The organism is Stenotrophomonas sp. 169, assembly GCF_014621775.1.
GTDB lineage: Bacteria > Pseudomonadota > Gammaproteobacteria > Xanthomonadales > Xanthomonadaceae > Stenotrophomonas.
This window is the reverse complement of sequence record NZ_CP061204.1, coordinates 2,199,477-2,225,561: the sequence shown is the minus strand read 5'-3', so window position 1 is coordinate 2,225,561 and position 26,085 is coordinate 2,199,477. Positions and strand designations below refer to the sequence as shown.

The following is a 26,085-nucleotide window of genomic DNA, read 5'->3' as shown; positions in this document are numbered from 1 at the left end:
AAAGAGAGAATGAGCATGCAGACGCAGGGCAGCGCAGCAAGCGCGCTGGTGGACGGTGAAACGGCGTACTACCTGAAAACCTTCACGGCATTGGCGCTTGCCGATGCACGTCTCGACGGCATCGAATTCGAATCCTGCACGTTCGTCGACTGCGATCTGTCCAGCGCAACGCTGCGTCGCTGCCGCTTCATCGACTGCAGCTTCCAGGGCTGCACCCTCAACCACGCACAGCTGTCCTCGACGCGCTTCACCAGTACGGTGTTCGAGCGGTGCCGTCTGGTCGGCATCAACTGGACGGCCGTTGACTGGTCGCGGCTCACGCGCGATGCGCAGGTCGGTTTCCGTGACTGCGTGCTCAACGAATCGAGTTTCTTCGGGCTCGCCCTGGACGCACTGGTTCTGCAGAGCTGCAAGGCGCACGCGGTGGACTTCCGTGAGGCCCGGCTGCGTGCGGCGGACCTCACCTTCAGCGATTTCAGCAGTGCACTGTTCGGCCGCACCGACCTCAGCGAAGCGGACTTCAGCGAGGCCACGAACTACGACATCGATGTGCTGAACAATGTCGTGCGCCACGCGAAGTTCAGCCGCTTTGAAGCGGTTCGGCTGCTGCAGGGGTTGGATATCGAAGTGGTGGACTGAGCAGATACAGGCCCAGCGCAATGAACCAGCACAGGCCTGCAGTCCACAGATCATGCGACATGAAATGCGCGCCGCGAAGCTGTTGGGAGAGGCCGAACAGCAGGCCCAGCCCCGCGCCCAGCCCCAGTGCCAGGTGGCGCAGGCGAGGGCGAACCTCCAGCGCAAGAAAGTACAGCGCCATCCAAGCGTAACCTGCACTGGCATGGCCTGCCGGGAAGCAGCCGCTGGACACCGCAGCGGCCGAGCGTGACGCGAAGAGTCCATGGAAAGGACGGGTGCCACCGTAGTCGATGAGGTCCCACGGACAATCCATCCCCGTGGATTTCTTCAGCAACGAGACAACCACCGTGGACAGCACCACCGAGGCGAACAGCCGCAGCAGCGGCCGGCGCCACCCGGCAAGTGGCGTCCACCACTCCGCGATGATGGCCAGCAGCAGCACCAGCAGGCCTGCGGTGATGGACAGGTCGCGGCCCGCCGTATGGATGAGCTGTTCGGTCAGCCACTGGTCTTTCCAGGCCCACTGATGGCCCTGCATCGCATACAGCGCCGACGCCGCCGCCTGGTCGCCGTGCCAGTGCATCAGCACCAGTGAACCGAGCAGCAGGCCAGACAGCGGCAGCACGACATGCCTGCCGATGCCCAGCGCGCCGAGCAGCGAACGCCCACGACCCGGGATTGGCCAGACGCCTGCGTTGTCATTCATCGATATCACTCCTGGTGATCGTGCTTTCGCATCCGTGGATGAGCGCCGTAGCGGGGACCAGCTGCCACGCGTTGCGGTTGGACTGGCCGATGGCGCGGACCTGGCGAGTGTCCACGCAGGGTCCCAGCGCCTTGTCGGTGACCAGGATCCAGCGCCGGGACGGTGCGTCGTCCACCCATCTGCGCGCGCGGCGCCATTGCATATCCCAGGGCTGGCGGTAGCCGAAGTCGGTTGCCCGGCCATCAGCCTGCAGGTAGTTCTGTTCCCGGAAGTCCACCAACCCCAGCTCGGCCGTTGGGCCAATGGTCTGCAGTACGCGTTGCATCAGCTGTCGGGCAGATGCCGCATCGTCCAGCGCGGGCATGAAACCCACCCCGTACACCGTCCAGACACACGCCATCGTGAGCACTGCCAACAGGCCCGGCCGGCGTCCACGCAACGCGGCGGCCAGCGCCAGCACTGCCGCACCCAGTGCACCGGCCCAGTACCCGATCGCCGCGGTGGCTTCGGGGTTCAGATCGCGTCCGGTCAGCGCGGGTTGAATCCAGCTGGCCTGCATCAGGATGGCCATTGCCAGCACCAGCGACGCCGCGCCGATCAGCGCGGTGAAGCCGGGCAGCACGATGCGCGCGAAGCGCTGGCGCAGCAAACCTGGCAGCAACGGCGCAGCGGCCAGGCAGAGCAGGGGCAGTGCAGGAAAAAGGTAGACCTCGCGTTTGCCCGGGCTGGCGCTGAAGAACAGCAGGACGAGTACCACCCAGCTGATCAGCAGTATCTGCCGGGTGTCACCGCGCGCGACCCGTCGTGCCCACGCCGGCACCAGCCGGGGCAGCAGCAGGCAACCGGGCAGCCACAGGGTGGCGATGACCTGCAGGTAGTACCACGCCGGCTGGAGGTGATGCCATGCACCTACATAGCGGGTGGCCGTCTGCCGGAACAGGATCTCCCGCACATAGGCATCGACCTCGGCGGCGTGGGGCTGCAGCACTGCGATGCCCAGCGGCACCAGCCACACCGCCAGCCCGGTGGCGAAGCCCGCAGGGACCAGCAGCCACTGCCACGCGCTGCCGGGCAGCGCGGGAACCCGATGGCCGAGACGCAGGATCACCCACGGCAGCAGGATCAGCAGGGGCAGGAAGCCGACGCCTTTGGTCACCGTGCCGAGACCCGTCGCTGCGGCACCCCAGAACAGCGCCGCGCGGTGTGGGCCGCGCAGCAGATGCGCAAGCAGCCCCCACAGCGAGGCGGTGGTCATGGCTACCAGCACCATGTCGATCTGACCGCGCTTGGCCATCAGCCCGAACTGCAGGGTGGCGAACACGGCCAGGGCGGCATGGTGCCCCACGCGTCGGTTCCACAGCATGCGGCCGATGCGCGATGTCATCCACAGGGTAAGTAAGGCGCAGAGCAGGGACGGCAGCAGGAAGGCGATGTCCCAGTCGTGTACCAGCCGGTACGCCGTGGCCTGCAGCCACATGAAGACCGGTGGTTTCTCCGCGTAGATCTCTGTGCCCCGGTGCGGTATCAGCCACTCGCCGGTGCGGATCATCGCCTTGGCCGCCAGCACGAAACGGGGCTCGTCGGGGGGCGACGGGGCGCGCAGGCCAAGCCCGGCCGCCAGGCTCAGCGCGATCATCAGCATCAGGAGCGGCTGCCAGCAGCGCGCGATGACCGTCGTCAGGAACGGGGTCGACACGCTGGCGGCGGCGATGCGGTTCGTTGGCCCGGCGGGGGAGTGCACGGACGGCATGCGTCAGGCCCTGGCCGCCGGCGTGCCGCACGATGCGAACACATCCTGTGCGGGGTCGTACGCTGACGTGGTCACCTGCAACAGACCCAGCACCGAAGAGAACAGCACATCGTGGTCGGTGCGCTGCCGCGCCCGCTCTGCCAGGCAGCGCGTATCCAGGCCGCGGTCGAGGGCGAAGTGGCGTGAGAACCACATCACCATCGGCACCGACGTCTGCTCAGCCGGTGCGATGGCATACGGCACCCCGTGCAGGTAGAGGCCCTTTTCACCCAGCGACTCGCCATGGTCGGACACATAGATCAGGGCGGTGTCGTAGTCATCCATCGCCTGCAGTTCATGGACCGCACGCGCCAGGAAATGATCGGTGTAAAGCACGGCATTGTCGTAGGCATTGACGATCTGCTCGCGCGGGCAGTTGCCCAGCTCGGGGTTCTCGCAGGGCGGGGTGAAGGTGCGGAAGTTGCCCGGATAGCGCTGGAAGTAGCTTGGGCCATGGTTGCCCAGCTGGTGCAGCACGACGACACGATCGCCCGGGGTGAGACGCACCTGCTCGGCAAGTCCCTTCAGCAGCACCTCATCCATGCAACGACCGTCCGCGCACAGGCCGGGATCCTTCGCATCGGCCACTGACTCGAACGCCGTGCCCTCGCAGACGCCTTTGCAGCCGGACTGGTTGTCGCGCCATAGCGTCTTGATGCCCACCCCATCCAGCACGTTGAGCAGCGACTGTTCCGACCGGATCTCCTTCTCGTCGTAGTGGCGCCGACCCAGCCGGGAGAACATGCACGGCACCGATACTTCGGTGCTGGTGCCGCAGGAATGCATGTCCGGGAAGTTGACCACGCCGATCTGCGCGAGCTCCGGCGTGGTCTGCCGGCGGTAGCCATTGAGGCCCCAGTTCTGCGCGCGAACGGTCTCGCCGACCACCAGCACCAACAGGCGCGGCCTGGCGCCTGGCGCGTGTGGCCCCGCCTTGGCATCCTGTGCGATGGGCGTCTTGGGGGCTCTCTTGATCGGCGAGTTCGAACGCAGGTTCTGCTCAAGGCCGATGAGGTAGTTCAGCGGCGTCGCCAGATACTTGATCTCGCGATGGTTGCGCAGCATCGATGCTACGTCGGCAGAGGCCAGCAGGACCGAGCCGGCACCCACGACCAGCAGGCCGACGATGAAGAGGGGGCGTATCCACGCGGTGCGGATCATCCGGCGCGGCACGATGCGCACGCGCCATACCGCCAGTGTCGGCAGCACGGCATGGACCAGGAGCGGCAGGATCAGCCCCGGCGTGATGAGCTCACGTGACTCCCTTGCATCGGTCTGCAGCACGTTGCGGACCATGTCCGCGTCCATGTACACGCCATAGGTCGACATGTAGTGCACGGCCAGCGCCGTACTGAAGAACAGCACGGTAAGCAGCGGCTTTGCGCTCCAGCGCCACACCAGCAACGACAGCACAACCGCGTTTGCGGTGATCAGCAGGCCGCTCAGTGCGAGACCGAACAGCAGATTGCCAGGATGCAGGGCGTAGGAGGCGCGCCAGAAAGGCCCATTGCTGACCAGCGCGAAGAACAGGCTGGCCAGCAGGATCAGCCGCTCCTGGCTTACCGCCGGATGCCAGCTTCTGAGGCGATCCAGCACGGCACCACGGGCCAGGGCACGGTAGGGGAGCGCCGCAGGACCTGCGACGACAGGCGAGGGGGAAGGAGGGGCCACGAAGTAGAGCGCCGGCATGAAGGATGGCGGCGATCTTGGGGGGGCACAGGTCGGATTTCGGTCGGAGCCGGGCAATCTTTTCGTTAAGCCGGTCGGGTCGCTTGCGGGAATTGCCCGAAGCAGGGTGAGGCTTACGCCCTCCGTCGACTCAATGCGACGCGGATCAAAGTGCAGCGGAGGCGAAGCGTGTGAAAACGCCTTTGGCAGCGTCATCCATGCGATGGCGCTGCCGCAGACGCACCGTCTGCACGCAGGCCCGGCGCACCGGGCAGGACGCACGCATATGAAAGTCATGGGAATGCATCACCTCGGCATGTCGCTGGTTGCCGTTGGGCTGCTGGCCAGCGGTATCGCGCACGCCAGCGGACTGACGCCGGTTGATTCGGTTTTTGAAGGAATGGGCGCCATCAAGCTCTCGGCAGGACCGTATTCCGGCACCTGTTCTGTCACCTTGTTTGGTGACATCGATCCGGCAGGAGCCGGGAAGATCGACGGAGATGTCTCCGAGTTCTCCGGCACATCACGGGGGTGCGCGGTCATAAGGGGCAGCGGAAGCTGGGCTGTGCTGCCAACATCAGCCACGACCCTCGAGATCCGCGATGTCAGGGTCAACGGGCCGTTTGGGGTCTACTGCTCCGGGACGCTTGACGGCACGTTGATCGGCGGGCGGCTCAGCCTGACGGGGAAATTGGACTCCAATGTGGGCCTGCCCTGTGGCATCGACGGCATCCTTGAGACAACGCCGGAAGTGGGGATCAGCTGGCCCTGATCCGCGTACTGAAACGCCCGCCGCGCGTAGCGGCGGGCGTTACCGGGGGCGCGTCGGCGACCCTGGCCCGCTACGGGCCAAGGCCTGAACCGCGCGCATGCACGCCGCACGCACATCCTGGTCACCGTTCACCCATGGGCTGGCAGGTATCACTGGGTGCAACGATCTTCAAGGAGCCGGACCATGCGTGCATTGACCTACCACGGCAGCAAGGATGTACGGGTAGAGACCGTACCCGATCCGACCATCGCAGCACCCGATGACCTCATCCTCCGGGTGACGGCGACCGCCATCTGCGGCTCGGACCTGCATCTGTACCGCGGCAAGATTCCCGACCTGCACGCCGGCGACGTCCTGGGTCATGAGTTCATGGGCATTGTCGAAGCGGTGGGCAGCGAGGTGACCGACCTGCGACCGGGTGACCGCGTGGTGGTGCCTTTCGTGATTGCGTGCGGGCAGTGCTTCCATTGCATGTTGTCCGAGCATGCCGCCTGCGAGACCACCAACACCGGCAAGGGCGCGGCACTCAACCAGAAGGGCATCCGCCCGCCGGCGGCGTTGTTCGGCTACAGCCATCTGTACGGTGGCGTGTCCGGCGGCCAAGCAGAGTATGTGCGGGTACCCAAGGCCAATGTGGGGCCGCTGCGCATACCGGACGTGCTCGCGGACGAGCAGGTGCTGTTCTTGTCCGACATCCTGCCAACCGGCTATCAGGCCGCCATCAACGCCGGCGTCAAGCCCGGCTCGACGGTCGCGATCTTCGGTGCCGGGCCGGTGGGGCTGATGGCGGCTGCCTGCTGCCGCCTGCTGGGCGCGGAGACCATCTTCATGGTGGATCACCTTGCGTATCGCCTGGCCTTCGCCGAAAGCACCTACGGGGTAACGCCGGTCGACTTCAGCAAGATCGAAGATCCTGCCGAGTACATCATCACCCAGACCAACGGACGTGGTGTGGATGCGTCCATCGAGGCCGTCGGTTTCGAGGCGGAGGGCAGCGCGCTGGAGACCGCGCTCACCACGTTGAAGGTGGAAGGCAGCAGTGGTGTGGCGATCCGTCAGTGCATTGCGGCTACCCGGCGCTGCGGCACGGTCAGCATTCCGGGTGTCTATGCGGGTTACCTGCACGGCTTCCTGCTGGGCGATGCCTTCGACAAGGGGCTGACGTTCAAGATGGGTCAGACGCATGTACAGGGATTGATGCCCGAACTGCTGGACTACATCGGCGAAGGTGCGCTTGATCCTGGCGTGATCATCAGCCACCGGCTCTCGCTGGAGGACGCCGTGCGCGGCTATGAGATCTTCGATCGCAAGGAGGAGGACTGCCGCAAGGTGATCCTGACGCCCTGATGGACCAGCTTTCAGAGCATGCATCGCCCGCGCTGGATGCCGGCGCACGTGAGGTCTTGGCTCGCCTGCCTGCCTTGCCGTTGCCAGGACGTGGAAACACGTTGGATCGCTGGCGTGCGCTGGCCGACATCGCCGCCCGCGATCTCTGCGTGGTGAAGGTTGTCGAAGCCCACTACGACGCACAGGCGATTCTTGCCGACCTGCATGCTGATGCCCTGCCAAAGGGTGCCTTGGCTGCAGTGTGGGCAGCCGAGGGCCCGCAGGCAACGCTCTGTTTTGATCCAGCCCTTGGCACCGTGACAGGAAACAAGCCGTGGTGCTCCGGTGCAGGATTGGTGGATGTTGCACTGGTCACCGCACAGAGTGCTGAGGGCCCGCGGCTCGTGCAGGTCCGCACCGACGCAGCCGGCATCCTGCTGCTGCCGCAGACGTGGCACGCCACCGGCATGGGCGGAATCCCCAGCGGCACGACCCGTTTTGATGGAGTTGCTGCGGTGCCCGTGGGAGCGCCAGGCGCCTATCTGGCACGTCCCGGTTTCTGGCACGGTGGCGCTGGCATTGCCGCCTGCTGGTACGGTGCCGCCGCCGCGTTGGCTGCGCCCCTGCAGCGTTCCCCGCGCGTTGCGACCGACGCACAGACCGCGGCCCTGCTGGGCGAGGTCGACATGGCGCTGCACAGCGCTGCCGCGTTACTGCGTGACCTCGCAGCGCGCATTGATGCCGATCCTTCGCGGTCGTGGCAGACCGAAGTGGTCCGCGCGCGCAGCGTCGTGGAGCGCACCTGCACGCGCGTGCTTGATGTGGTGGGGCGCGCGCTTGGACCTGCGCCGATGTGTCTGGATGCGGAGCATGCCCGTCGCTGGAGCGACCTGACCGTTTTCATCCGTCAAAGCCACGCAGACCGCGACTGGGCCGCGCTGGGGCGCGATGTACAGGCGCAGGAGGGCACATGGAGTCTGTAAAACCTGTTTCCCCTCGACCCCGGATTGAAGGGCAGGGCACGCCGGAAGCCGAGTGGGAATCGTCTTCGTGGCTGGGCGCGCTGCCAACACGCGAGGCCCATTCGGTACTGCAGGACGTGCGCCGGCTGGTTATCGTGTCGCCCCATCCGGATGATGAAGTGCTGGGCTGTGGTGGCCTCATGCAGGCGGCCGCACGCCTCGGTACGGACGTGCATGTGATCTCGGTAACCGACGGCGAGGCCTGCTATCCCGATCAACCGTTGTGGCCTGCTGCGCGCCTGCGCGATGCGCGGCGGCACGAACTGGCCACCGCCATGCGCGAGCTTGGGCTCGATGCCACCCATGTGACCTTGCTGGGCCTTCCTGATGGTGGCGTCAGCCTGCGCGAGGCCGAACTGGTCACGTTGCTGGTGGCACAACTGCTGCCGGGTGACCTGGTGCTGGGTCCGTGGGTGCATGATGCCCATCCGGACCACGAGGCAACCGGACGTGCGACGCTGGAGGCAGCAACGGCTCGCGGTGTGCGTGCGCTGCAGTATCCGGTATGGGCATGGCACTGGATGGATCCGCACACCACCATGGGGCCGTGGCGCGTGGCCTCGCGCGTCGCCCTGTGTGACGCCTCGATGTCGCGCAAGCAGCAGGCAATGCGGGCGTTCGCCACCCAGATGGGCGCGGTGGACGGACTCGACTGCGCGCCCATCCTGCCCGATCACGTTACCGCGCGTTTCAAGCGGCCCTACGAGGTGCTGATCGGATGAGTACCGCCGCCTACTTCGATACCTTGTATCAGCAGCCTGACCCGTTTCAGTACCGTAGCCGCTGGTATGAAGCGCGCAAGCGTGCGCTCACCATCGCCGCGCTCCCACGGCAGCGGTATCAGAAAGCGTGGGAGCTGGGCTGCTCGAATGGCGTGCTCACGGCGGAGCTGGCGCCGCGTTGTGACACGCTGTTGGGTACCGATATCAGCGCAGACGCCTTGACCGAGGCGGCCGCTTCCACGCGCATGTATCCCCACGTGACGCTTGAACGCGCCGTGCACCCGCAGGACTGGCCTGCCGGCCGGTTCGATCTGATCGTGATCAGCGAAGTCGGGTACTACCTGGCGGAGCCTGATCTTGAGCAGCTCGCTGTTGGCCTGCGTGAGACCCTCGCCGATGGCGGCCTCCTGCTGGGCTGCCACTGGCGGCATGGGTTTGATGAGGCCCGCAGCAACACTGACCAGGTGCACGAAGCACTCGGCCAGGGCCTGGTTGAGGCGTTCACTTATCGCGACGATGATCTGCTACTTCAGGGATGGAGCACGCAGGCGACCAGCGTGGCGCAATGGGAGGGGCTGCGATGATCGGCGTCATCATTCCGGCCCACAATGAGGCGGCCGCCATCCAGCACTGTCTGGCCTCTGTCAGCCGCGCCGCCCAGCATCCGAGATTGCGGGGCGAGGCCGTGCTGACCGTCGTGGCGCTGGACAGCTGCACCGACGCAACGGCGGCGGTGTGTGAGGGGCAGGGCGTGATGGCCATTGCAGTAAATGCGCGCTGCGTTGGCGCTGCACGTGCGGCCGCCGCGGATTATGCAATTGCCCAGGGGGCGCGTTGGATCGCCAGCACGGACGCCGATACGATCGTGCCCCGCGACTGGCTGAGCAGGCAGGTAGGCTGTGGTGCAGATGCCTTCTGCGGCGTGGTGAACGTCGCCGACTGGATGGACTATCCGGATGCGGTTCGAGACGCCTTCGCGCAACGCGAACTTGTCAGGGATGGTCATCGCCATATCCATGGGGCCAACATGGGCGTGAACACGCCTGCTTACCTGGCCGCTGGCGGTTTCCAGACACTTTCCACCGGCGAGGATGTCGCGTTGGTGAGTGCGCTGAGCAATACCCGCGCATCCATTGCATGGCATGCGAAGCCTGCCGTGCTCACCAGTGCCCGCCGCTCGGCGCGCGCACCGCACGGTTTCAGCGAATTCCTGCGGGCGTTGGAGCGGGAAGTCCTTGATGTCGGTACGCGGCTGCTGCCGACGCGAGCGCTGCAGGGCTGAACATGGAAGCGACGGCGGATCTGTTGGGCTGGGCGGCCACGGTGGTGTTGATTGCTACGCTGGCGCGCCAGATCCACAAACAACACAAGGCGGATTCCTTGGAAGCCTTATCTACGTGGTTGTTCGTGGGTCAGATGACGGCGTCGGAGACGCAGAGAGTAGGGCAGGGGCAACATCATGCTGGCAAACCTTTGCGGGCTTGCCGACGGACTCGGGTGAGCCGTCTTTGTTGCTTGCTGATCACGCAAACGCTGGAGGTCAATAAAACTCCACTGATTCCATATTCGGCCCAACCAGTACCCCAAGATCCCACCTTATGATTTCAAGCTCGTAAAGACGGTCGTTGGGGTCCGCGAACAGAATGGCTGTCAATTCGGCCCCGTCTGCGTCAGAAAGGCGGATCTCGACCGGGTAAGAATGCTGATCCTCGTACTTCGGTCGGTCATACCCTTCAATGATGAACAAGACTACAGCGCCATCCGGGAAGCGATCCACAGCACTGCATCTATTCATATCTTCAAGCTGCTCGCACCTTTGCTGCCATGGCAACTGGCACGAAGCCTGGTGAGCCACCCGCGGTCGCGATGGCATATCCCCGACGCGCTGGCCGTGGCGGCAGCGCTGGCCTGGTTGGCGGTCCTGGGTGCGAACCGCTTGCTGCCAGTGGCGTTGTGGGAAATGTAAGCGGCCCCTGAGTATTAGTCGCTTTGTTTACTTCGCTGCCGCTGGCGGAGCCAAGTGCCAATGCAGATTGATCAGTAATCGGTCGCACACGGGAGGATCCCGGTTGCTCAGGCATGCCATGGCCATGTCGTTGGTCGGGTAAACCGATAGGGCCGCACTGTTGCCGGCCGCTCCCCCGCCGTGACCCCAGTGGGGGAACTCGTCCGGTCCGGATGAGATGAATCCATAGCCGTACCAGTCTGTCTGCTGCTTGATAGCCTCGCTTAAGAGGGTAAGCGGAATCAGCCTCCCCGCCCTGAGCGCATCAACAAACCGCACTTCATCGCCGGCCGTGGTGACGCCGCCACCTGCTGGCGTTCCCCGCCAAGGCAGCTGATCTGCGCTGGGCACTAGGTCCCCAGTGGGCTGTTGGGTGTAGCCGCGAGCGATGCCATACATGTTCTCGACGTCGGGGTATCTGGTTGCGGTCATCCCTGCCGGGGCGAAGACATGCTCGTCCAGGTACGCGTAGTAGCTTTGCCCGGTAATCTTCTCCACGACTGCACCGAGCAGAACGAAGCCATAGTTCGAGTACTCAAACTCCGATCCAGGCTTAAAAGACGGTGCCCTGTTGCCGTTGAGCTTGATCAGATCGTCGATGGTTCTTACCCAAGCGCGATCACTGCTCTCCTCCGGCTGGAGCACGCCGATGTCGCCCGTTCCGCCTTGGTGCGACAGAAGTTGGCGGATGGTTACCTTGGCCATCTCCTTGTTGGGATAGTCTGTCAGGTACTTTCCAACGGGATCGTCTAAGCCAAGCTTGCCAGCGTGGCTCAACTGCAGCACCGCCACTGCCGTGAACATCTTGCCTTGGGATGCGAAAAGGAACGGGGTGTCCAGATGCACTGGGACGTTGTTCTCGCGATCAGCGAGCCCGAAGGCCTTTCCGTACAGCCGTTTCCCATTCTGTTCGATGACCAGCACCCCAGAAAACCTATCCATTTCCGCCAGATGTGCTGCGAACGCGTCAAAGGCGTTCAACGCCTCATCCTGGGTCATCCGCTGCGGGTCCTGCCGGACCTCTACAAGCTTCGTCCCACTGGCCTGATCGAAGCTCACCGTGACTCGTCTGTAGGCTGGGAAATTACGTTCCCGCGTCATTGCCACCAGAAGCTTTGGTTCATTGCGCTCAATCTCGAAGACGTCAAGCCCACCCGTTTCTTCGCGGCTGTCGAGCAGGTATTCTAGGTTGTGTTCCGCGTCATCAAACCGACGCTTGTTGAACGCGCGTATCTTTGCGCGGTCGTTGCTGTTGAACGCTGCCAGCCACTCTTCGAACGCCACCTCGGCAGGTGGTTTGGCCAGTGCGGCTGAGGCTGCTAAAAAGAGCGCCGCTGCGACAAGCAGGCGGTGAAACGAAACCTGCCGTGGCATGGCCTTCACGCGCCTTCCAGTGCGCCCCTTGAGCGCCATCTTGATTGCGGTGATTGAGTGTTCAATCTTGTCGGTTTCGGCACTGCTCGGCGATTGTGTCCGGTTCTCGAAGATCGTTTCCCATCTTGCGCTCACAATGAACTCCGTTTAATTGATCCCCTGTACCTACCGTGGGGGCACCTCATCAATCTTAAAGGTCAGAAATGTCTGGAAAATATTTCTAGATCTTTCATGCTAATGATGGACGCGGGGCGTCTCAACCCTCGCGACTGGCCGCCCGAACAATCGGGCTAGGCAATGTCGTCGGATTGGTGCCAAAGGTTACCGATACGATCGAGGTGTATGTTATTGGTTGTAAAATGCCCGTTACCGTGCGGTATCCAAAAAAGCCATGAATAGATCGTGTGTTTGGCCAGAATTTATTGCTAGTTCCATTTCCAACGTGACACCACCGGACATGCCATTTGTTCGCGATGACTGGGCGGGCATGGCGTTTGATCGGAACCTGTATGAGGACTTTGCTCCGAGTGAGGTCTGGGATGCCTGGCTACGTGCGGCATTAGAGGATGCTTCGGCGACAGCCCTCTGCGCGATTCGATACTCAACTTACTCAGAGAGAGGCGCGCCTGTGGAAGTTGGAGATGGGATGGCTGGATTGCGGGACTACTGGTTGCGCAATGGAAACTTCATGCATGATCACTATGTATTCGCGGCTGACGGTCGTTGGGTTGTAAGGTTGGATCAGGATGTGACGCTATTTGCGGGAAATCTCGTGCTCATGGGTCGTGTGGTTGGGATATTGGGCGGCGCAGAGTGCGCTGAGAAAATCATGAGGCGTGATCTGATCGGCGATACTGAAGATGTTGTTGGCCTCGAAGCATACGTGAAGGGCCTTCTCGCGCCTTTGAAATGGTCCGGCTCATCGGAGCGATTGCGTTAATTGGCGACGACGGTTGGTCAATCGTCGAGCCGGCTTGAGGCAGCCCGGATCAGGTCGGCGTAACGCCTACGCGGTGCAGCCTCGGCCGCCAACCACAGGTGGGGCCGTGAATTTCTACACACCCTGTGAGGGCAATCGCCTGCGTGGCAGGCGTGCCCCGCGTAAGCGGAAGGCCTCGCACATATGAAGTGCCGCGATCTCCCACGGTGATCTAGCCTTTTCTAGCTGCTGCTGAAGGCTCAACCCAGCAACTTCCGCACCCTTGTAAGGGCAGTCATGCGCGGGGCCCGCGACGCCTGGAACCTGAGGCATCATACGTATGCGCCAAACAGCGCCTTCCAAGAGCTCATAGATTTGCACAAGGAAATGTACCCCAACGCATTCGCGAAGCCTGGGAGATGGCGCAATGAAAAGCAGTGAATTTGTATCAGCACTGGAGTTGTATGTCCTCGACACTGCAGTGGAGGACACGATGTCGACCCTTCGAGCCCCGCCTGGCCGACGTGTGGACGAGGGTGCTGCACACCGGTCGCGTTGGTTCAACTCGCTTTCGACCGACGATGCGGATCTGGTCCGCCAGGTTGCGCACGATTCGGCACATGCTGCTGTCTTTGGTTTGCTCGCGGTGTTGGATGGAGTGAGGGTAATCGACGACGAGAAAGGGGTGTTCGAGTTGTATTACACAGGGAGCAAGCGATCTTTACTCAATCCTCCGGACGTTGATCTGCACGACTTGCTCAAACGCGGCGCATGAACTGAGCGAGCACGCGATTCGGCTGAGAGGCAAGATGGGGAAGAGCGTGAGCGCGCCACCTTTCCACCTTTGACGTTATTTCGAATCTCCGCTGATTGACGCGGACAAGATGCCCTGTTCCCAGCCAGTTGATTTAGCTCATAGCGGCGGAGAGGAAGGGCTCTTCTCCCATCTCGAAAGGAGAAAGCGCACTTCCGTCAAGCCGATCCGGCGCAGGTCGCGCAGGTCGGCGGCGGCGATCTCACTGCGCCGGCGCCCAGCGCTGGCAAACCCGAAGCAGAGTAGGGCGTGATCCCGTATTCCTTCCAGGCTGTCGTCGCAGGTGGCCAGCAGGGCTTCCAGCTCGGGCAGGGTGATCGCAGTCTGATCTAGACCCCCAATCATGGACACGGGGTTAAGCTATATTTTCAAGCTCGAACTGATCCGGGCTGACGTAGCCCAAGGTCGAGTGCAGGCGTGATCGATTGTAGTAGACCTCGATGTAGTCAAACACCTCAGCTTTGGCTTGCTCGCGTGTGGCGAAGCGCTCGCCGTGGATGGCCTCAACTTTCAGGCTGTGGTTCCAGCTCTCCATCGCGGCGTTGTCATAGCAGTTGCCCTTGGCGCTCATGCTGGGCACCAAGCCGTAGGTCTCCAGCAAGCTCCGATGCTCTTTCGAGCAGTACTGCGAGCCGCGGTCGCTATGTACGATCACACCACGTGGGAACTTGCGCCGGAAAAGAGCCATCAGCAGGGCGTCGCACACCAGCGTCGCGGTCATGCGACTGTCCATCGCCCAACCTACGACTTTGCGGGAGTAAAGGTCCAGCACCACAGCCAAGTACATCCAGCCCTCGTCGGTCTGAATATAGGTGATGTCGCTGACCCAGGCCTGGTTTGGCCGCTCGGTGCGGAAGTTCTAATTGAGCAGGTTTTCAGCCACCGGAAGATTGTGCCGAGAGTTGGTCGTTGCCTTGTATCGACGTGCTGCCTTGGCGCGCAGACCTTGCCGGTGCAGACTTTCGGCGACCTGACGGCGCCCTCGGCGGAGCCTTCGACTCAACCGCTGCGCGCCTTCACGGCGTCTGGCTGTCACGAATGCATCCTGCACTTGGACATCCAGTTCTGACTGCCGCTGTGCTCTGGCCGAGGGCTTGCGGCGATGCCATGCGTGGAAGCCGGTTCGGGAAATCGCAAGCACACGACACATCAGAGATACCGGGTGCTCACCAACGTGCTCAGCGATCACGGCGCACTTCACTTGGAACCCTTGGCGAAGTGCGCCGCCACTTTTTTTAGGAAGTCGTTCTCTTCGGACAACCGCGCCACTTCGCGCTTGAGCTTGGCCAGGTCCGCCTGGGCCGTGCGTTGCTCCTCGCTGAGCGAATCCCTCTCCTGTGCGCGGGCTCGCCACGTGTAGAGCTGCTGAGCCTGCAGGCCGAGGTCCTGCGCAGCCTGGGCTACACCATCGCGCCGAGCACGCTCCAGCGCCTGCACCTTGAACTCCTCGCCATAGCGTTTACGGGTCGTCGGCGGCGCGGGCTTCTGAGCACTCTTCTTGGTCGTCTTCTTGATCATCTGGGCACCTTCAAGTTGTGATATCAAATCACTTAACCGGGTGTCCATGAAACAGGGGCTGGATCAAAGTTCCCAGGCCAATTCGCCGTCGGTCGAGCGGCGCTGTACGTGATCGACTACGAACTGCAGCACGGTGGCTTCGGGTACCGGCAAGGTCAACTCGATGCCGTAGCGCGCCGCATGCCAGCCAGCCCAGTAGCGCAGGGCGCTGGTGTAGCTGCGAGTGGTGTTCTCGGCTGCGGCTGCGGCTTCGGCTAGTAGCTCGCGGACCGCATCGGCAGCCTGTTGGGCCAGCTGTTCGGGCAGTGCCAGTGAGGTGGCCGTCGCGGACACGGGAATTGTAGAAATATCTTTCATACTATGTAATGTACGCTACGCAAAAAAGACTGTCCCCGCGATAATCATCACTTATCACCAGTACGGAATCAACGGGGTAGGGCGGCGACGTGGGAGACGATGATGGCTAGAGGAATTACTGAATCTGAAGTCCATTCCGCCGCTGACGCGATTGTGGCGGGCGGTGAGCGCCCAACGGTCGAAAGAATCCGAGCCTATCTGGGCACGGGATCTCCAAACACAGTTGTGCGCTGGCTGGAGACTTGGTGGGTGCGACTTGCCGAGCGCTTGGGGGACCACCAGGCGAGAACAGACGTCCCGGATGCGCCTGACACGATCCGCGTCCTAGCCGGGCAGTGGTGGGCACTTGCACTGGAGCATGGGCGCCAAGATGCGCATGGGGCACTTGTTGCCGAACGAGCTGTATTAGCTGCCGATCGCGATCGCTTCGCTTTAGAAAAGGCCCAACAGCGAGTCGAGGTAGACCTACTCAGGCAACAGGCTGAAGAGGCCAGCCAACGCGAAGGTATCGCTTCATCCCAGGCATCCGAGCTTCGAAGGCTTTTGGCGCAATTGGAAGTTCGAGTAGCTAATGCCGAGCGAGAGATGGCGGATGCTCATGGCAGACTCAGGACTGCTGAGGAGGTGCGGTCAGAGGCCCAGTTGCCACTCATTAAATCATCAGTCACCGCCAGATCTGAGTCATAGCTTCAGCCTTCGCGCTCAAGGCAATAGGTAACCTCGACGCTAGTGACGAGGTTCGTGGTGGCTGTCCGGCTAATACTTAACCTCGCTTCCACCGGGGTAGAGCTCCTGTGGCATGACTCCATGCCTACCGAACGAAGTTTGCGATAGTTGGACAATGTCTCATTCTTGGTGCCACCACCGTCGAACACCTCTTGGACGTTCCCTAGGTCAATGGTCAAGCGGTCCACGAGTGTGCCTGGTGCGGGGACGGTCCTGGTTTCGGTTGGCACAAAAGTCTTTTGCTTACGTTTGAGGTGGACTGGAACGGTCACTTCATCCACGACGAACACCACGCCTGGTGAGTCATTTGTCAGGACAAGGAATACTCTGCCGTTTTCCACCTTTGAGCTGGTGGAGACAGGGCCACCAATGGCGAGTGCGGGGGTGCTGATGAGAAATGAGAGCAATAACAGGCGGTGAGCCATGCAGAACGTACCAATGTAGGGACAGCGAGATCCAGATGATCACTGTTTGAGCTGCGGAAGTGCAATTGTTCTTGCAGAACAACTCAGAGCCCGCAAGCAGGGCTAACTAGGAACGACGACGTCATCCCTAATTGTTGTCGCCAAACTGGTCAAAAAAAATCAGCAAATTCAATGTGCGGCGCAATTAAGTGCGAAAACGACAGCAATTAGGAAAGCCTACATTCGATGAGACATCCTTGCGCTGGTAGCATACGCGCACGTATAACATAATATACATTATGCGAAATGACGTGTTGGGTGCCTCCGGCTTGGCCAGCGCGTTCCAGCCCCATCCTCGGCTTGCACGCTCCTGACGGGCCAACCTGTGCGCTCTGCCTATTTGCCTGGCTGCCTAACTGCCGCGGATAAGTTGAAGCTAAGCTATAGCCCCTAGCCGCTTGCATAAGGCCAGGACAGGAATTGCACCAGACCGTACGTCGAGGACCAACGAATGGAGAGCGCTTTTAGATGAAGAATTGGCTGATCGGCGTAGTAGTTGCAATCGCATGGACCAGCCCCTGCGTTGCTCAAGTCGCCCCTGAGTTGCTCGGCGGCGCGGATCCGGATAAGCCGATGTTCAGCGAATCTTTCTACAAAGGGGTTGAGGGCAATTGGGTGCTGGTACGCGAACCCGTCAACACCGGTTACCACTGCTCCGTTAATTTCATCACGCCAGATTCCACGTTTTCGATTCGCGGTCCCGCCGAGGCTGGGATGGCGCGAAAGGATCATGGCGGCGTTTGGTTCATCAGTGAGGCAATCCCCCCGGTGACAAAGACCGAGATCGTTCCGATCACGCTGTCATCTACCAACCACCCCACGCAGAACGCCCAAGCCGCCCATGTGAGCATGCCGGGCCAGAGCAGTGGCGCGTTGTTGCTGACCATCGACGTGAAGAAATCGGTGCAGGAAAAGCCGGATACCAATGAGCTCGCCATCCAGTTTCAGGGGAAAGAGGTGTTCCGCTCAAAGGTTGTCCAGCTGCAGCTGGCGTATCGCCAGCTTTCGGCTTGCATGAGCGCGGCTCACAAATAGGCAATGATTTCAGCCGTTTGGCACGTTCAAGATGTCGGTGCAGGCGCCACGCATCCCTCTTGTGTCGCCACTTGCTTCACCGAACACATTCACATCGGCAACCCTCAGCATCCCGGCGCTGTCCGGGATCAGCACATAGCGGACGTTGCAGCTTTTATAGCCGCCGCCGTCATACGTCGCGCCGGTCGCGAGGTTCTGCCACATGACGCGATTGTCAAAGGACTGCCCGTAAGAGAGCGTCCGCGCGATCCCGGCCTGACGGACAGATGCGTTGCCGTTCGCGGCGACGACCTCTTGCTCAGTCTTACCTGCCCACACCTGGATCAGGAGCGATTCACTGCGCGTTAAACGCCTTTTTCCCCGGTACTCAGCGGCAGTCTGAGTAAAATCCAGATCGGCCTTCATCGTCGCCAGATTGCCCTGCACCCTCCCCTGTGCTTCGGTTACGCGTTGCTGCATTTGCACCAATTTTGCCTTGTGCGCTGCCGATTCTGCAGCCGTCAGCTTGCGGCCGTTATTGATCGCGGGCCTCGGCACATCGGACCACAGCTTTTCCCAGGTAAAGTCGGCAAGGGAACTCATCGACAGTCCATCGGGGACCAGTTCCAGTCCAGTCAAACCAATGGCTGCCAGTTTCGGTCGCAATGTGTCGGACAGAACCACACGATCGATGGACGCAGCTTCTTTGGCGCCGATAATGCTGTCACTGTTGCAGGCTACGTTCCATGCCTGTCGCATCGTGTGGCTGCTCGTACTTTGCCAATCGGTGGGCTGGAGATCAATGATCGCCGGATCCTGTTTCATGGACTTTGTGCCGCTGGCCACCCGGAATTCCACCGAATCCGGCGTGTCCAACATCCCGGTTGAATCAGCCTTGTGCTTGGGCGCGCCACGGCCGCGTTTGCTCGGCTTGGGGCATTTGAACTGGAGTTGATATTCCAACCATAGGGGTTGGTCGATCGCTTCATAGACCATTGTCAGATCAATCTGACGGATCCGGTCTGGGCCAGGATTCGTGACATCATCGACCGGCGTGTGGTCGGTCGCCGCGTCATTGGCGTACACATTGACACGCTTTCCGGCTGCACCCTGCATATCGATCAGAAACTCGCTGGCCCCGACTTGCGCCGCGATAGCCATGATGCCCGCGCCGATTACGAGTTTTGTGATTTGCCGTGTCATGAGCGCTTCCTTGTCCGTTTTACCAACTCGCGCTCTACCGCGCACGTACGCTACGCAAGCTTTGGAGCTTCTGCCGGAACCAGGCGCTTCCTGGTCGATCGTGCTGCAGCGATGCTAAGCATCGGCAATGGCTCTGGCAACCCCCGCCCCCCTCCAGCGCCTGCGCCGCGACCAGGGTTTCGCCGATGGATTCTGTTGCCTTGGCTGCCATGCCGGCAGGAAGGCCGCCGGGTAGTTCGATGGCGTTGCGGTAGCTGGATGCCAGCACCAGCCCAAATCCGGTGATGCCCAGGCCCGTACCCAAGTCGTAGCGGGTGGCTTCCAGTGCATTGGCCGCCCCGGCTTTCTCTTCAGGTGCACTGCCCATGATCGCAATGGGCGACGCAGTCAGGCCGATGCTCAATGAGATGCCCAGCGCAGCCAGCAGAACAATCATCCACTGGCCTCCCTGGACAAGCAGCATGTGTACGTCGCCGAGTGTCACAGCCTCGAGCCCTCTGACATGGTCCGGCGGTCGCTGACCTGCAACATCGCGCATCACCAATTGCAATGGATTCCACGGGCCGGCTCCTGCAGGAGACCAAACGTGGACAATCTGCGCGATGCCATAAGGCGAAGAAGACTGCGGCTGCAGCGAGCAGCCTTCCATTGTGGTGCGCATCAGCCGCGGGCGGTAACCACTTCAGGGCGGGTCACGCTTTTGCCGTAGGGACCCTGCCCTACACACCCTTACAATGCGAACCGGGACACGCTTTGGGGATGGTATGGAACGCGAACGGCAGGAGCCGACGTTTGGCAAACAAGACATGGCGGAAGTGCATTTCAGGGAGCGTTCCAGCTCCAACTCAACCTATCGAAATCGACCGGAGATTCCATGGCTGGGAATCTGCCTAGGGGTGGCGGCAGCGGTCGCAATAGCAATGGGACTCATTGAGTGGAACGCTAGGCGGCAAGCGGCAGCCATGACAGCCGAGCTGATGCGTCCGATGACGAAATCCGAACAGGCACAGTTCGACCGAGAAATGGCACGGTTGAACACTGAGCTGGCGCGGGATGCGGAGGCCATCCGTCCGCGAACAATCAGGCTGAGCATCCCGGAATACGCTCCGGCGCCATTGCGGCCGGGTGAGCGATGTATTTCAGGTAATCGCTTCAGGCGCATCGAGGGGGGCTGGCGCGACGTGCCCCACGAACCCTGCTGAAGGTTCTAACTTACCTGGCTCCGTAACGATTCCGAGCCGGCTCCGGGAGCGCGCCGACGGGACGCTTCCCGACGCTTGAGACCGCTAGGAAACAGTGCGTCGGGCGCGTGCGGCTTTGTCAGACCGCCTGTTCTTCCTTCATGATTTGGTTATCGCATCCAGATAGGAACCAACGGCAACGCTGATCTTCTTGGCAAGGTCGGCAGAACTGACGGAGTTTCGGGCAGCCGCCGAGAGCAGCATGCCCTTGCAGATGCCCAAGACATCGTGGGCCAAGTCAGTGGCGAGCTGTGCCGATACCCCGTGGTCTCGCTGGATCGCTTGTTCCAGCGCAATGAACAGACCCGTGGTGAGAGCGCTGTCGTGCGGTGCAGCGAGGATCATGGGTTCCGCGAATGCGAGTTGCGTCGTCAGCGCTGGCCTCCCTTGCGCATGGGCCAGTGCTGCAGCGACCCCGGCCATGACGGCCCCGGGGCCTGTGTGCTGCCGCATCGCTTCCACTGCGTGATCCACCCTGCCCTGCATTTCCCTGATGATCAGCGCTCGCAGGACAGCCTCCTTATCCGGGTAGTACTGATACAGCGAGCCAGTGCTGACACCCGCAAGGGCCGCAATCGCGTTCGTACTGAACGCATGGAACTTCTGCTGCTCGAGCAGACGGGCTGCTGCTTCAAGGATGGCGTCCACGGTGCTGATCGAGCGCGCCTGGCGAGGAAGTTTGCGAGGTTGCGACGGAAGGTCACGAGGTATGGGCATGTCGGTCTTGAAATGCGAGTAGCTGCGGCCGCTCCAGAGCCGTAGTCTATCTGGGCAATACATGCCACGCCGCAGAAAAGGCACCAAAGCCGGGAGGCCACGTTGAAAGAACACCATGCGCCCAAGCGAAAACCTGAGTTCACATGGGGGTATTACCTATTAGGCAGGAACATGATTGCCGGCACGCTGCAGACATTTTTTCTGATTCTTGTGGGCTGCATCATCTGCACCTTCGCGATGATCTGGCTCGGTGGTGCGGGTTGAGGCAGTGTCACTCTACGGATCGCAGTGATGTAGCGACTGCCGTAGAACTTCTAGGGAATCCTGTCCGCGTCAGCCACTTGGGGTGAGTCTGACGGCCTGATCAGGCGACAATTCAATCTTCGCATGGCTCGTGAGCTCCTCGTCCTGGTACTCGAACGTCCCGTCAGGAGACAGGCTGAATTTGGTGTCGGGGTGCACGTTCGGCGCCTCGACATTGATACAGCTAAAATGGATAGTTCGGACTTCAACTGAGAGATGGAATTCAACGAACTATGTATCCATTACTTCAAGTGTGTAAGAGTTGAACAAAACCGGTCAATCAGAGGGCTAAAGTGATGGTGCGTTTCTTCCTTATTTTGGCTTTCTACGCAACCTCTCTGGCAGGATGCGCAGACAGGTCAAGAAGCGGCACTCCGCAACTCTGCGAATCAGAGAAAAAAGAGAGCGTATGCCGAGTATCCTTCCGCGCGCTCGCAGCTGATCCAGCGTCATTCGACGGCCGCAAGGTGAGAATTGAGGGTTACCTCGTTGTCTCAGCGAGACTCTTCGTTTTGAGCTCAAGCAAGGAGCTCTTTGACGCAGGAGTTACCGACGAAGTTTTTGTAAGGATTAGAGGGCCTTTGGATTCGCAGCGTCAAATGTACGATCAGCACGGTTATTCTTGGGTATCAGTTACTGGAACGTTCAAGACCAAAGAGAGGAACGGAACTACAGATGACATTTTGATAGGCGAGCTGCATCGGCCAACAGAGGTCAGGGCCCTTCGATTTCCAATTCCCAGAAGAAGAGAGACCTTTGACGAAGCAGCCATCGATCTTAAGGACTTGAACTAGGGACGCTCTGAACAATCGATGGCTTGCGCGTCATTGAGGAGGCACCTGCAAAAACAGCGACGGTGTCATTCCTGATCGACGGCACGAACGCGCACTGCCTTGCGACGCTGCTGGGGTTGGAGGGGATGGCGATGTGCTCCTGCGCGCATCCGCTGCTGCAGCACGATTGCGTGTTGGCGACGTGCCGCGTCTCACTTGCGCCTTACAACACGCATGAGGAAATCAGAGGTTCATGACAGAGTTGACGATGGTGCGGACACTGCTGGGAACGGCTGAATCGCCGTGGAAGACATGCGGCATGTTTATTTGTTCGAGGCCTTGCGCCTAGGTGAGGGCACGACGAGCGCGCGGGCAGTAGTGGCCAGTAATGCTGAGCAGAATCACACGCTATTTGATGTCCTCAAGATTATGAATCACGTCACCGAAGCTGTGACGACCCATCGCTAATGGCAACCTCAACGAACGCACTTCGAGAGGCGCGAAGAGTTCTCCAAGCAGCAGATCATCAATAGTGCCGGTTGTTGCTCTAATTTTGAAGGTGCCTACCACGGATACCCAGGAATACGCATGCTCTTGGAAGATGCGTTTCTGTACATCAACCGGCCCCCTGAGCCTGATTGCGACTTCGTCAGTCACACCCGCCTCAAAGAGTTCCTTGCTGGAATTCAACACAAAGAGCTCCCTTGAGACACCAAGATATCCCTCGATCCGTATTGAACGACCATCGAATCGTTGACTGTCTTCCGCAATAGCCCTGAATGACACCCTGCAGGCAGGCTGCGCCGGCCTTCCACAGTCAAGACCATGTTGCGCCAGACTGTTATCAGGACTACATCCGGGCAGGACAAGCGCAAGCACAACGGCACAAGTTGCGAGCCCGCTATTACTCATCTGACAAGCTTCGACTCGTCGCTCGCATCGAGTTTAAACGTTCAGAATGGAAGACTGGTCAGCACTCCGCCACAAACAAAATCGACTCATCTGCGATGCATGAGACCGCGCTTATCGCCGAGTGATGAGCGTCCGCACCGTCCAATGCAATGCTCCAAACCGAGTCATCATCTGCCCAATCATCAGCAGAGACGTGCAGCTCGACGGACACATCTCCAATCACCAGAACAAGTCTGCCGTCCTCCTCCACGTGCATGCGGTCAATCACTTTGCCGATGCAATTGAATACCTGTGAAATGAAGATGCTGCGTTCAACGAAGAAATCCTCGTCCTCGGCAATGCGTGTCTTCGAGAAAGGACTGAGGACTGCAGCAGGACACGTAAAATCGACATCGACCAAAAGGTTCGTGCGCTGAACCAGTGCAGGGTTGATGAACTGCAGAGATACCGACACGCTGGTAACGCTGAAGCTGTCCAGATATGCGCCAACCAAGAGTTTTTGAGTCGCTGCGTTGGCTTGGGCCAAGGTCAGTATCAATGATTTCACAGCCAAAACGTGTCACCTTGTGTCGCTGCAGTGGATGTTTTTTCCAGTGCACTGATTGCCATTTAGCACGTTCCCACAGCCTTGGTAGGAGATGGTGCCGACGCACCCGGCGGCTCGACCTGTTGGAAACGGGCACGAACCCGATAGTATCCGGCAGCCAACTCAGGGCCATCTTCCAAACTCCTCCCGCCACGCAGCGAAGTCGGGTCGAAAACGAACGCTGACGATAGATCGTGAATCTCCGCGGACTCTTGCCCTGAGAACAAGAGACTTGCGTTATAGCCGGGGTAGTAGAGCGATACGGATACGATCTTCCCAGTGAATTCCTGCCCAGCAGACAGTAGGTGCTGGGCTGAGACTTCGCACGACGGGGGCGCGCCATTGGTCTTGATTACACATGGGTCAGGCAACTTGGCATCAACGGGATGGTCGCCGCCATTACATGCAGTGAGGATCAAAGCGAAGCAGCTCAGCGAAGATAGTTTATTCATGTCGTGCGCGAGCGGCTTCAGTGCCTCGTCTGGATGTTTTCATTCTTGCATGCCTCATCGTTATCCATTCGTGGCCCAGGCTCCTGGTCAACCGCAGCCCCATAAGTTGATCGGCTGTGCCGCGGATCAAATAATGACATGCACATCGCTTCGTTGCTTGCACGCCCATGATGCCTCAGCGGTTCCGTGCGGCCCGCGCTCTTGCCGTGGTCGGATCTCAATGATCTCTACCAAGATCCTGCATGGATCTCAGTCTCCCAACCAAGCACAAAGTCCAACTCCAACCGTTCCCCCGCCCCCAGCCGCCTCGGCACCAACGTGAACCCATCAGGCGGCCCCGTTTGTGGCTCCACACACGTCGCGTGCGCAGTTCCGTCATACACCACCCAGTGGTCCGCATCCGCCCGCAACCGCAGTCGCTGCCCCGCAGATACCAGCACCACCTCAGCGTCGTTAATGAAGCAGTCGTCCCACGGCCCGGGCGCAGGCGTGACGCAGGGCAGCGTAGCGATGCCCTCCCCGTCCCGCGGATACATCGCACGCGGCGAGAACAGCAACGCATCGGGCTTGCGAAACCACGGATGCCAGCCGATCACGGCCGGCATTGCCTTGGCGCCGGCCTGCACGGCAAGTCGCAGCTGCAGGCCATCAGGCAGCACCCGGATAGCCTGTGTCGCCACGCCCCCGAACGGCCAGTACCGGTCCTCAGGAAGCGCCAGCGTCAGCGTGGCAGCGGCCGGATCGCGAGGTTCAAGCCGCCAAGGTCTCGAGAATCCCACCCCGTGGATCGCATGCGTCCCAAGGTTCGCAGGGAGCACGAATTCCGTGCCATCAAAGGTGAAGCGACCACGCCGGATGCGCCCAGCCCAAGGCACCATCGGGTAGCATCCCCAGCCGATCGCGGCCGCCCCGCCCTCGCGCTCGGCCACCAGCCAGTCCACGCCGTCGTACCGCATCTGTGCAATCCGGCCGCCGGCTTCAGGTGCTAACGCCACCTCCACCCTGCCCGACCGCAGCCAATGCAGCGGGCCACCCCGCAGCGGCGCCTGCGCATCATCGAGTGGCGAGCCCGGTTCAAGCGCCATATGGATCGATGGTCTGGATGCTGCCGTCCGGCTCCATGTGCATGGGCGTGCATTTGACCGAACGCAGATGGGTCACGCCGCCGGACGCCAAGGCGTCGTGGTAGAACAGATACCACTGCCCCTCGAATGCGCAGATGGAATGGTGCGTGGTCCAGCCAACTACCGGCTTGAGGATCACCCCGCCATACGTGAACGGTCCATACGGGCTGTCGCCGATCGCGTAGCACAGCAGGTGCGTATCGCCGGTGGAGTACGACAGGTAATACCGCCCTTGGTACGTGTGCAGCCATGGCCCTTCGAAGAACCGACGCGCGTGGTCATCGGCGCGCAGCGGCTGTCCGTGCTCGTCCAGGATGACGATCTCCCGCGTGGGCTCGGCAAGACGGGTCATGCCTGGTTCCAGCCGGCCAACGCGTGGGCCCAATGCGGGCGCTCCGCCTGTAGGCTCCTCGTGCGCCTCATCGAAGCGGTTGTCACGGTACTTCTGCAGTTGGCCGCCCCAGATCCCGCCGAAGTAGAGGTAATGCGTGCCGTCGTCATCCTCGAACACGGCCGGGTCGATGGAATAGGTGCCCTCCATCGGCTCGGGCTCGGCAGTGAACGGGCCTTCCGGACGGTCCGCCACTGCCACGCCGATGCGGAACATGCCTTGCGGGTCCTTGGCCGGGAAGTACAGGTAGTAGCGACCATCACGGCTCGCCGCATCCGGCGCCCACATCTGCCGGCTGGCCCACGGCACGTCGCGGACATGCAGCGCCATGCCGCAGTCGGTGGCCTCGCCGGCGGGCGTGTCCAGCCGCAGCACGTGGTAGTCCTCCATGCCGAAGTGACCGCCCTCGTCATCGAACGGAGCGCCGCCGTCGATGTCGTGCGAGGGGTAGATGTACAGCCGCCCCTCGAACACGTGGGCTGAAGGATCCGCCGTGTAGAGGTGGGTCACCAACGGCTGGGAGATTGCACGTGCCGCGAGCTGGCCAA

25 protein-coding genes and 4 pseudogenes are annotated in these 26,085 nt (G+C 61.3%); 14 read left to right on the top strand and 15 right to left on the bottom strand.

The genetic code is table 11. The features are described from left to right. Positions 1-9 precede the first annotated feature (9 nt). Entirely contained in the window at positions 10-639 is a 630-nt protein-coding gene (locus ICJ04_RS09560; RefSeq protein WP_223202843.1) for a pentapeptide repeat-containing protein, read from the top strand. Here ICJ04_RS09560 and ICJ04_RS09555 read toward each other — a convergent pair. Genes ICJ04_RS09555 through ICJ04_RS09545 form a run of 3 tightly spaced genes read right to left on the bottom strand, consistent with a single transcriptional unit; the run spans position 581 to position 4,730 of the window. Continuing rightward, positions 581-1,345 carry a phosphatase PAP2 family protein gene (locus ICJ04_RS09555; RefSeq protein ID WP_188324051.1) on the bottom strand — a complete coding sequence of 255 codons (765 nt, stop codon included), beginning with the start codon at positions 1,343-1,345 and terminating at the stop codon, positions 581-583. The two genes, ICJ04_RS09560 and ICJ04_RS09555, sit on opposite strands and share 59 nt — an antisense overlap. Then, on the bottom strand, positions 1,338-3,086 hold the full coding sequence (locus ICJ04_RS09550) for a glycosyltransferase family 39 protein (RefSeq protein ID WP_223202842.1): 1,749 nt from the start codon (positions 3,084-3,086) through the stop codon (positions 1,338-1,340). Before ICJ04_RS09550 ends, ICJ04_RS09555 begins: the two co-directional genes overlap by 8 nt. Before the next feature lie 12 nt (positions 3,087-3,098). Next, on the bottom strand, positions 3,099-4,730 hold the full coding sequence (locus ICJ04_RS09545; protein ID WP_223202841.1) for a phosphoethanolamine--lipid A transferase: 1,632 nt from the start codon (positions 4,728-4,730) through the stop codon (positions 3,099-3,101). 358 nt (positions 4,731-5,088) lie between these two features. On the opposite strand from ICJ04_RS09545, the gene ICJ04_RS09540 reads away from it, so the two are divergent. From ICJ04_RS09540 to ICJ04_RS09510, 7 genes are all read left to right on the top strand, one after another. Further along, positions 5,089-5,574 carry a hypothetical protein gene (locus ICJ04_RS09540; protein ID WP_188324049.1) on the top strand — a complete coding sequence of 162 codons (486 nt, stop codon included), beginning with the start codon at positions 5,089-5,091 and terminating at the stop codon, positions 5,572-5,574. A gap of 183 nt (positions 5,575-5,757) precedes the next feature. Beyond that, entirely contained in the window at positions 5,758-6,921 is a 1,164-nt protein-coding gene (locus tag ICJ04_RS09535; RefSeq protein WP_188324048.1) for a zinc-dependent alcohol dehydrogenase, read from the top strand. Then, entirely contained in the window at positions 6,921-7,883 is a 963-nt protein-coding gene (locus tag ICJ04_RS09530) for an acyl-CoA dehydrogenase (protein WP_188324047.1), read from the top strand. The genes ICJ04_RS09535 and ICJ04_RS09530 overlap by 1 nt, the downstream gene beginning before the upstream one ends. After that, a complete protein-coding gene (locus tag ICJ04_RS09525) occupies positions 7,871-8,644 on the top strand; it encodes a PIG-L family deacetylase (RefSeq protein ID WP_188324046.1) in 774 nt (257 codons plus the stop codon). Before ICJ04_RS09530 ends, ICJ04_RS09525 begins: the two co-directional genes overlap by 13 nt. Further along, entirely contained in the window at positions 8,641-9,228 is a 588-nt protein-coding gene (locus tag ICJ04_RS09520) for a class I SAM-dependent methyltransferase (protein ID WP_188324045.1), read from the top strand. Before ICJ04_RS09525 ends, ICJ04_RS09520 begins: the two co-directional genes overlap by 4 nt. Continuing rightward, on the top strand, positions 9,225-9,926 hold the full coding sequence (locus tag ICJ04_RS09515) for a glycosyltransferase (protein ID WP_188324044.1): 702 nt from the start codon (positions 9,225-9,227) through the stop codon (positions 9,924-9,926). Before ICJ04_RS09520 ends, ICJ04_RS09515 begins: the two co-directional genes overlap by 4 nt. 417 nt (positions 9,927-10,343) lie before the next feature. Continuing rightward, positions 10,344-10,610 (top strand): hypothetical protein, encoded by a 267-nt coding sequence (locus ICJ04_RS09510; RefSeq protein WP_188324043.1) that lies wholly within the window; start codon positions 10,344-10,346, stop codon positions 10,608-10,610. A gap of 27 nt (positions 10,611-10,637) precedes the next feature. Here ICJ04_RS09510 and ICJ04_RS09505 read toward each other — a convergent pair whose 3' ends face one another. Beyond that, the gene (locus tag ICJ04_RS09505; protein WP_188324042.1) at positions 10,638-12,158 is read right to left on the bottom strand and encodes a serine hydrolase domain-containing protein; all 1,521 of its coding nucleotides are present in this window, start codon (positions 12,156-12,158) and stop codon (positions 10,638-10,640) included. A 256-nt stretch (positions 12,159-12,414) separates the two neighbouring features. On the opposite strand from ICJ04_RS09505, the gene ICJ04_RS09500 reads away from it, so the two are divergent. Together ICJ04_RS09500 and ICJ04_RS09495 are read left to right on the top strand one after the other, a co-directional pair. Further along, positions 12,415-12,963 carry a hypothetical protein gene (locus ICJ04_RS09500; RefSeq protein WP_223202840.1) on the top strand — a complete coding sequence of 183 codons (549 nt, stop codon included), beginning with the start codon at positions 12,415-12,417 and terminating at the stop codon, positions 12,961-12,963. Positions 12,964-13,369: 406 nt separating this feature from the next. Beyond that, positions 13,370-13,717 carry a hypothetical protein gene (locus ICJ04_RS09495; protein ID WP_188324041.1) on the top strand — a complete coding sequence of 116 codons (348 nt, stop codon included), beginning with the start codon at positions 13,370-13,372 and terminating at the stop codon, positions 13,715-13,717. Between the two features lie 201 nt (positions 13,718-13,918). Here the strand turns inward: ICJ04_RS09495 and ICJ04_RS18325 are convergent. The 4 genes and pseudogenes from ICJ04_RS18325 to ICJ04_RS09475 form a co-directional block, all read right to left on the bottom strand. Next, positions 13,919-14,083, bottom strand: a pseudogene (locus ICJ04_RS18325) (integrase); the annotation flags it as partial. Positions 14,084-14,111: 28 nt separating this feature from the next. Beyond that, a pseudogene (locus tag ICJ04_RS09490) lies at positions 14,112-15,274 on the bottom strand (IS3 family transposase). 66 nt (positions 15,275-15,340) lie between these two features. Continuing rightward, positions 15,341-15,631, bottom strand: a pseudogene (locus ICJ04_RS09485) (integrase); the annotation flags it as partial. A 689-nt stretch (positions 15,632-16,320) separates the two neighbouring features. Then, the gene (locus tag ICJ04_RS09475) at positions 16,321-16,782 is read right to left on the bottom strand and encodes a hypothetical protein (protein WP_188324039.1); all 462 of its coding nucleotides are present in this window, start codon (positions 16,780-16,782) and stop codon (positions 16,321-16,323) included. 507 nt (positions 16,783-17,289) lie between these two features. On the opposite strand from ICJ04_RS09475, the gene ICJ04_RS09470 reads away from it, so the two are divergent. Next, positions 17,290-17,856 carry a hypothetical protein gene (locus ICJ04_RS09470; protein ID WP_188324038.1) on the top strand — a complete coding sequence of 189 codons (567 nt, stop codon included), beginning with the start codon at positions 17,290-17,292 and terminating at the stop codon, positions 17,854-17,856. Between the two features lie 9 nt (positions 17,857-17,865). On the opposite strand, the gene ICJ04_RS09465 is transcribed toward ICJ04_RS09470, so the two are convergent. After that, positions 17,866-18,999 carry a hypothetical protein gene (locus ICJ04_RS09465; RefSeq protein ID WP_188327273.1) on the bottom strand — a complete coding sequence of 378 codons (1,134 nt, stop codon included), beginning with the start codon at positions 18,997-18,999 and terminating at the stop codon, positions 17,866-17,868. Between the two features lie 73 nt (positions 19,000-19,072). Continuing rightward, positions 19,073-19,699, bottom strand: a complete 627-nt coding sequence (locus ICJ04_RS09460) for a hypothetical protein (RefSeq protein ID WP_188324037.1) — start codon at positions 19,697-19,699, stop codon at positions 19,073-19,075. Between the two features lie 103 nt (positions 19,700-19,802). Between ICJ04_RS09460 and ICJ04_RS09455 the strand changes: the two genes are divergently transcribed. Beyond that, positions 19,803-20,240 carry a hypothetical protein gene (locus ICJ04_RS09455; protein ID WP_223202839.1) on the top strand — a complete coding sequence of 146 codons (438 nt, stop codon included), beginning with the start codon at positions 19,803-19,805 and terminating at the stop codon, positions 20,238-20,240. A gap of 138 nt (positions 20,241-20,378) precedes the next feature. Here ICJ04_RS09455 and ICJ04_RS09450 read toward each other — a convergent pair whose 3' ends face one another. After that, the gene (locus tag ICJ04_RS09450; protein WP_188324036.1) at positions 20,379-20,927 is read right to left on the bottom strand and encodes a TetR/AcrR family transcriptional regulator; all 549 of its coding nucleotides are present in this window, start codon (positions 20,925-20,927) and stop codon (positions 20,379-20,381) included. A 171-nt stretch (positions 20,928-21,098) separates the two neighbouring features. Between ICJ04_RS09450 and ICJ04_RS09445 the strand changes: the two genes are divergently transcribed. Beyond that, positions 21,099-21,260 carry a hypothetical protein gene (locus tag ICJ04_RS09445; RefSeq protein ID WP_188324035.1) on the top strand — a complete coding sequence of 54 codons (162 nt, stop codon included), beginning with the start codon at positions 21,099-21,101 and terminating at the stop codon, positions 21,258-21,260. A gap of 847 nt (positions 21,261-22,107) precedes the next feature. Continuing rightward, positions 22,108-22,361: pseudogene (locus tag ICJ04_RS09440) on the top strand (aminotransferase class V-fold PLP-dependent enzyme); the annotation flags it as partial. 119 nt (positions 22,362-22,480) lie between these two features. On the opposite strand, the gene ICJ04_RS09435 reads toward ICJ04_RS09440, so the two are convergent. The 4 genes from ICJ04_RS09435 to ICJ04_RS18320 all read right to left on the bottom strand — a co-directional run bounded on the left by ICJ04_RS09435 (position 22,481) and on the right by ICJ04_RS18320 (position 26,062). Then, the gene (locus ICJ04_RS09435; RefSeq protein ID WP_188324034.1) at positions 22,481-22,762 is read right to left on the bottom strand and encodes a hypothetical protein; all 282 of its coding nucleotides are present in this window, start codon (positions 22,760-22,762) and stop codon (positions 22,481-22,483) included. 280 nt (positions 22,763-23,042) lie between these two features. Next, entirely contained in the window at positions 23,043-23,510 is a 468-nt protein-coding gene (locus ICJ04_RS09430) for a hypothetical protein (protein ID WP_188324033.1), read from the bottom strand. A 739-nt stretch (positions 23,511-24,249) separates the two neighbouring features. Further along, positions 24,250-25,107, bottom strand: coding sequence for an aldose epimerase (locus tag ICJ04_RS09425; RefSeq protein WP_188324032.1), 858 nt, complete (start codon positions 25,105-25,107; stop codon positions 24,250-24,252). Next, complete coding sequence (locus ICJ04_RS18320) at positions 25,097-26,062, bottom strand: glycoside hydrolase family 43 protein (RefSeq protein ID WP_342589197.1); 966 nt, start codon at positions 26,060-26,062, stop codon at positions 25,097-25,099. Before ICJ04_RS18320 ends, ICJ04_RS09425 begins: the two co-directional genes overlap by 11 nt. Between the last annotated feature and the right edge of the window lie 23 nt (positions 26,063-26,085).

What these genes read in the sequence shown, in the direction of transcription:
- ICJ04_RS09560 (WP_223202843.1), top strand. Translation starts at nt 10, where the DNA reads ATGAGCATGCAGACGCAGGGCAGCGCAGCAAGCGCGCTGGTGGACGGT.
- ICJ04_RS09555 (WP_188324051.1), bottom strand. Translation starts at nt 1,345, where the DNA reads ATGAATGACAACGCAGGCGTCTGGCCAATCCCGGGTCGTGGGCGTTCG.
- ICJ04_RS09540 (WP_188324049.1), top strand. Translation starts at nt 5,089, where the DNA reads ATGAAAGTCATGGGAATGCATCACCTCGGCATGTCGCTGGTTGCCGTT.
- ICJ04_RS09535 (WP_188324048.1), top strand. Translation starts at nt 5,758, where the DNA reads ATGCGTGCATTGACCTACCACGGCAGCAAGGATGTACGGGTAGAGACC.
- ICJ04_RS09530 (WP_188324047.1), top strand. Translation starts at nt 6,921, where the DNA reads ATGGACCAGCTTTCAGAGCATGCATCGCCCGCGCTGGATGCCGGCGCA.
- ICJ04_RS09525 (WP_188324046.1), top strand. Translation starts at nt 7,871, where the DNA reads ATGGAGTCTGTAAAACCTGTTTCCCCTCGACCCCGGATTGAAGGGCAG.
- ICJ04_RS09520 (WP_188324045.1), top strand. Translation starts at nt 8,641, where the DNA reads ATGAGTACCGCCGCCTACTTCGATACCTTGTATCAGCAGCCTGACCCG.
- ICJ04_RS09515 (WP_188324044.1), top strand. Translation starts at nt 9,225, where the DNA reads ATGATCGGCGTCATCATTCCGGCCCACAATGAGGCGGCCGCCATCCAG.
- ICJ04_RS09510 (WP_188324043.1), top strand. Translation starts at nt 10,344, where the DNA reads ATGCTGATCCTCGTACTTCGGTCGGTCATACCCTTCAATGATGAACAA.
- ICJ04_RS09500 (WP_223202840.1), top strand. Translation starts at nt 12,415, where the DNA reads ATGAATAGATCGTGTGTTTGGCCAGAATTTATTGCTAGTTCCATTTCC.
- ICJ04_RS09495 (WP_188324041.1), top strand. Translation starts at nt 13,370, where the DNA reads ATGAAAAGCAGTGAATTTGTATCAGCACTGGAGTTGTATGTCCTCGAC.
- ICJ04_RS09475 (WP_188324039.1), bottom strand. Translation starts at nt 16,782, where the DNA reads ATGGCTCACCGCCTGTTATTGCTCTCATTTCTCATCAGCACCCCCGCA.
- ICJ04_RS09470 (WP_188324038.1), top strand. Translation starts at nt 17,290, where the DNA reads ATGAAGAATTGGCTGATCGGCGTAGTAGTTGCAATCGCATGGACCAGC.
- ICJ04_RS09460 (WP_188324037.1), bottom strand. Translation starts at nt 19,699, where the DNA reads ATGCGCACCACAATGGAAGGCTGCTCGCTGCAGCCGCAGTCTTCTTCG.
- ICJ04_RS09455 (WP_223202839.1), top strand. Translation starts at nt 19,803, where the DNA reads ATGGAACGCGAACGGCAGGAGCCGACGTTTGGCAAACAAGACATGGCG.
- ICJ04_RS09425 (WP_188324032.1), bottom strand. Translation starts at nt 25,107, where the DNA reads ATGGCGCTTGAACCGGGCTCGCCACTCGATGATGCGCAGGCGCCGCTG.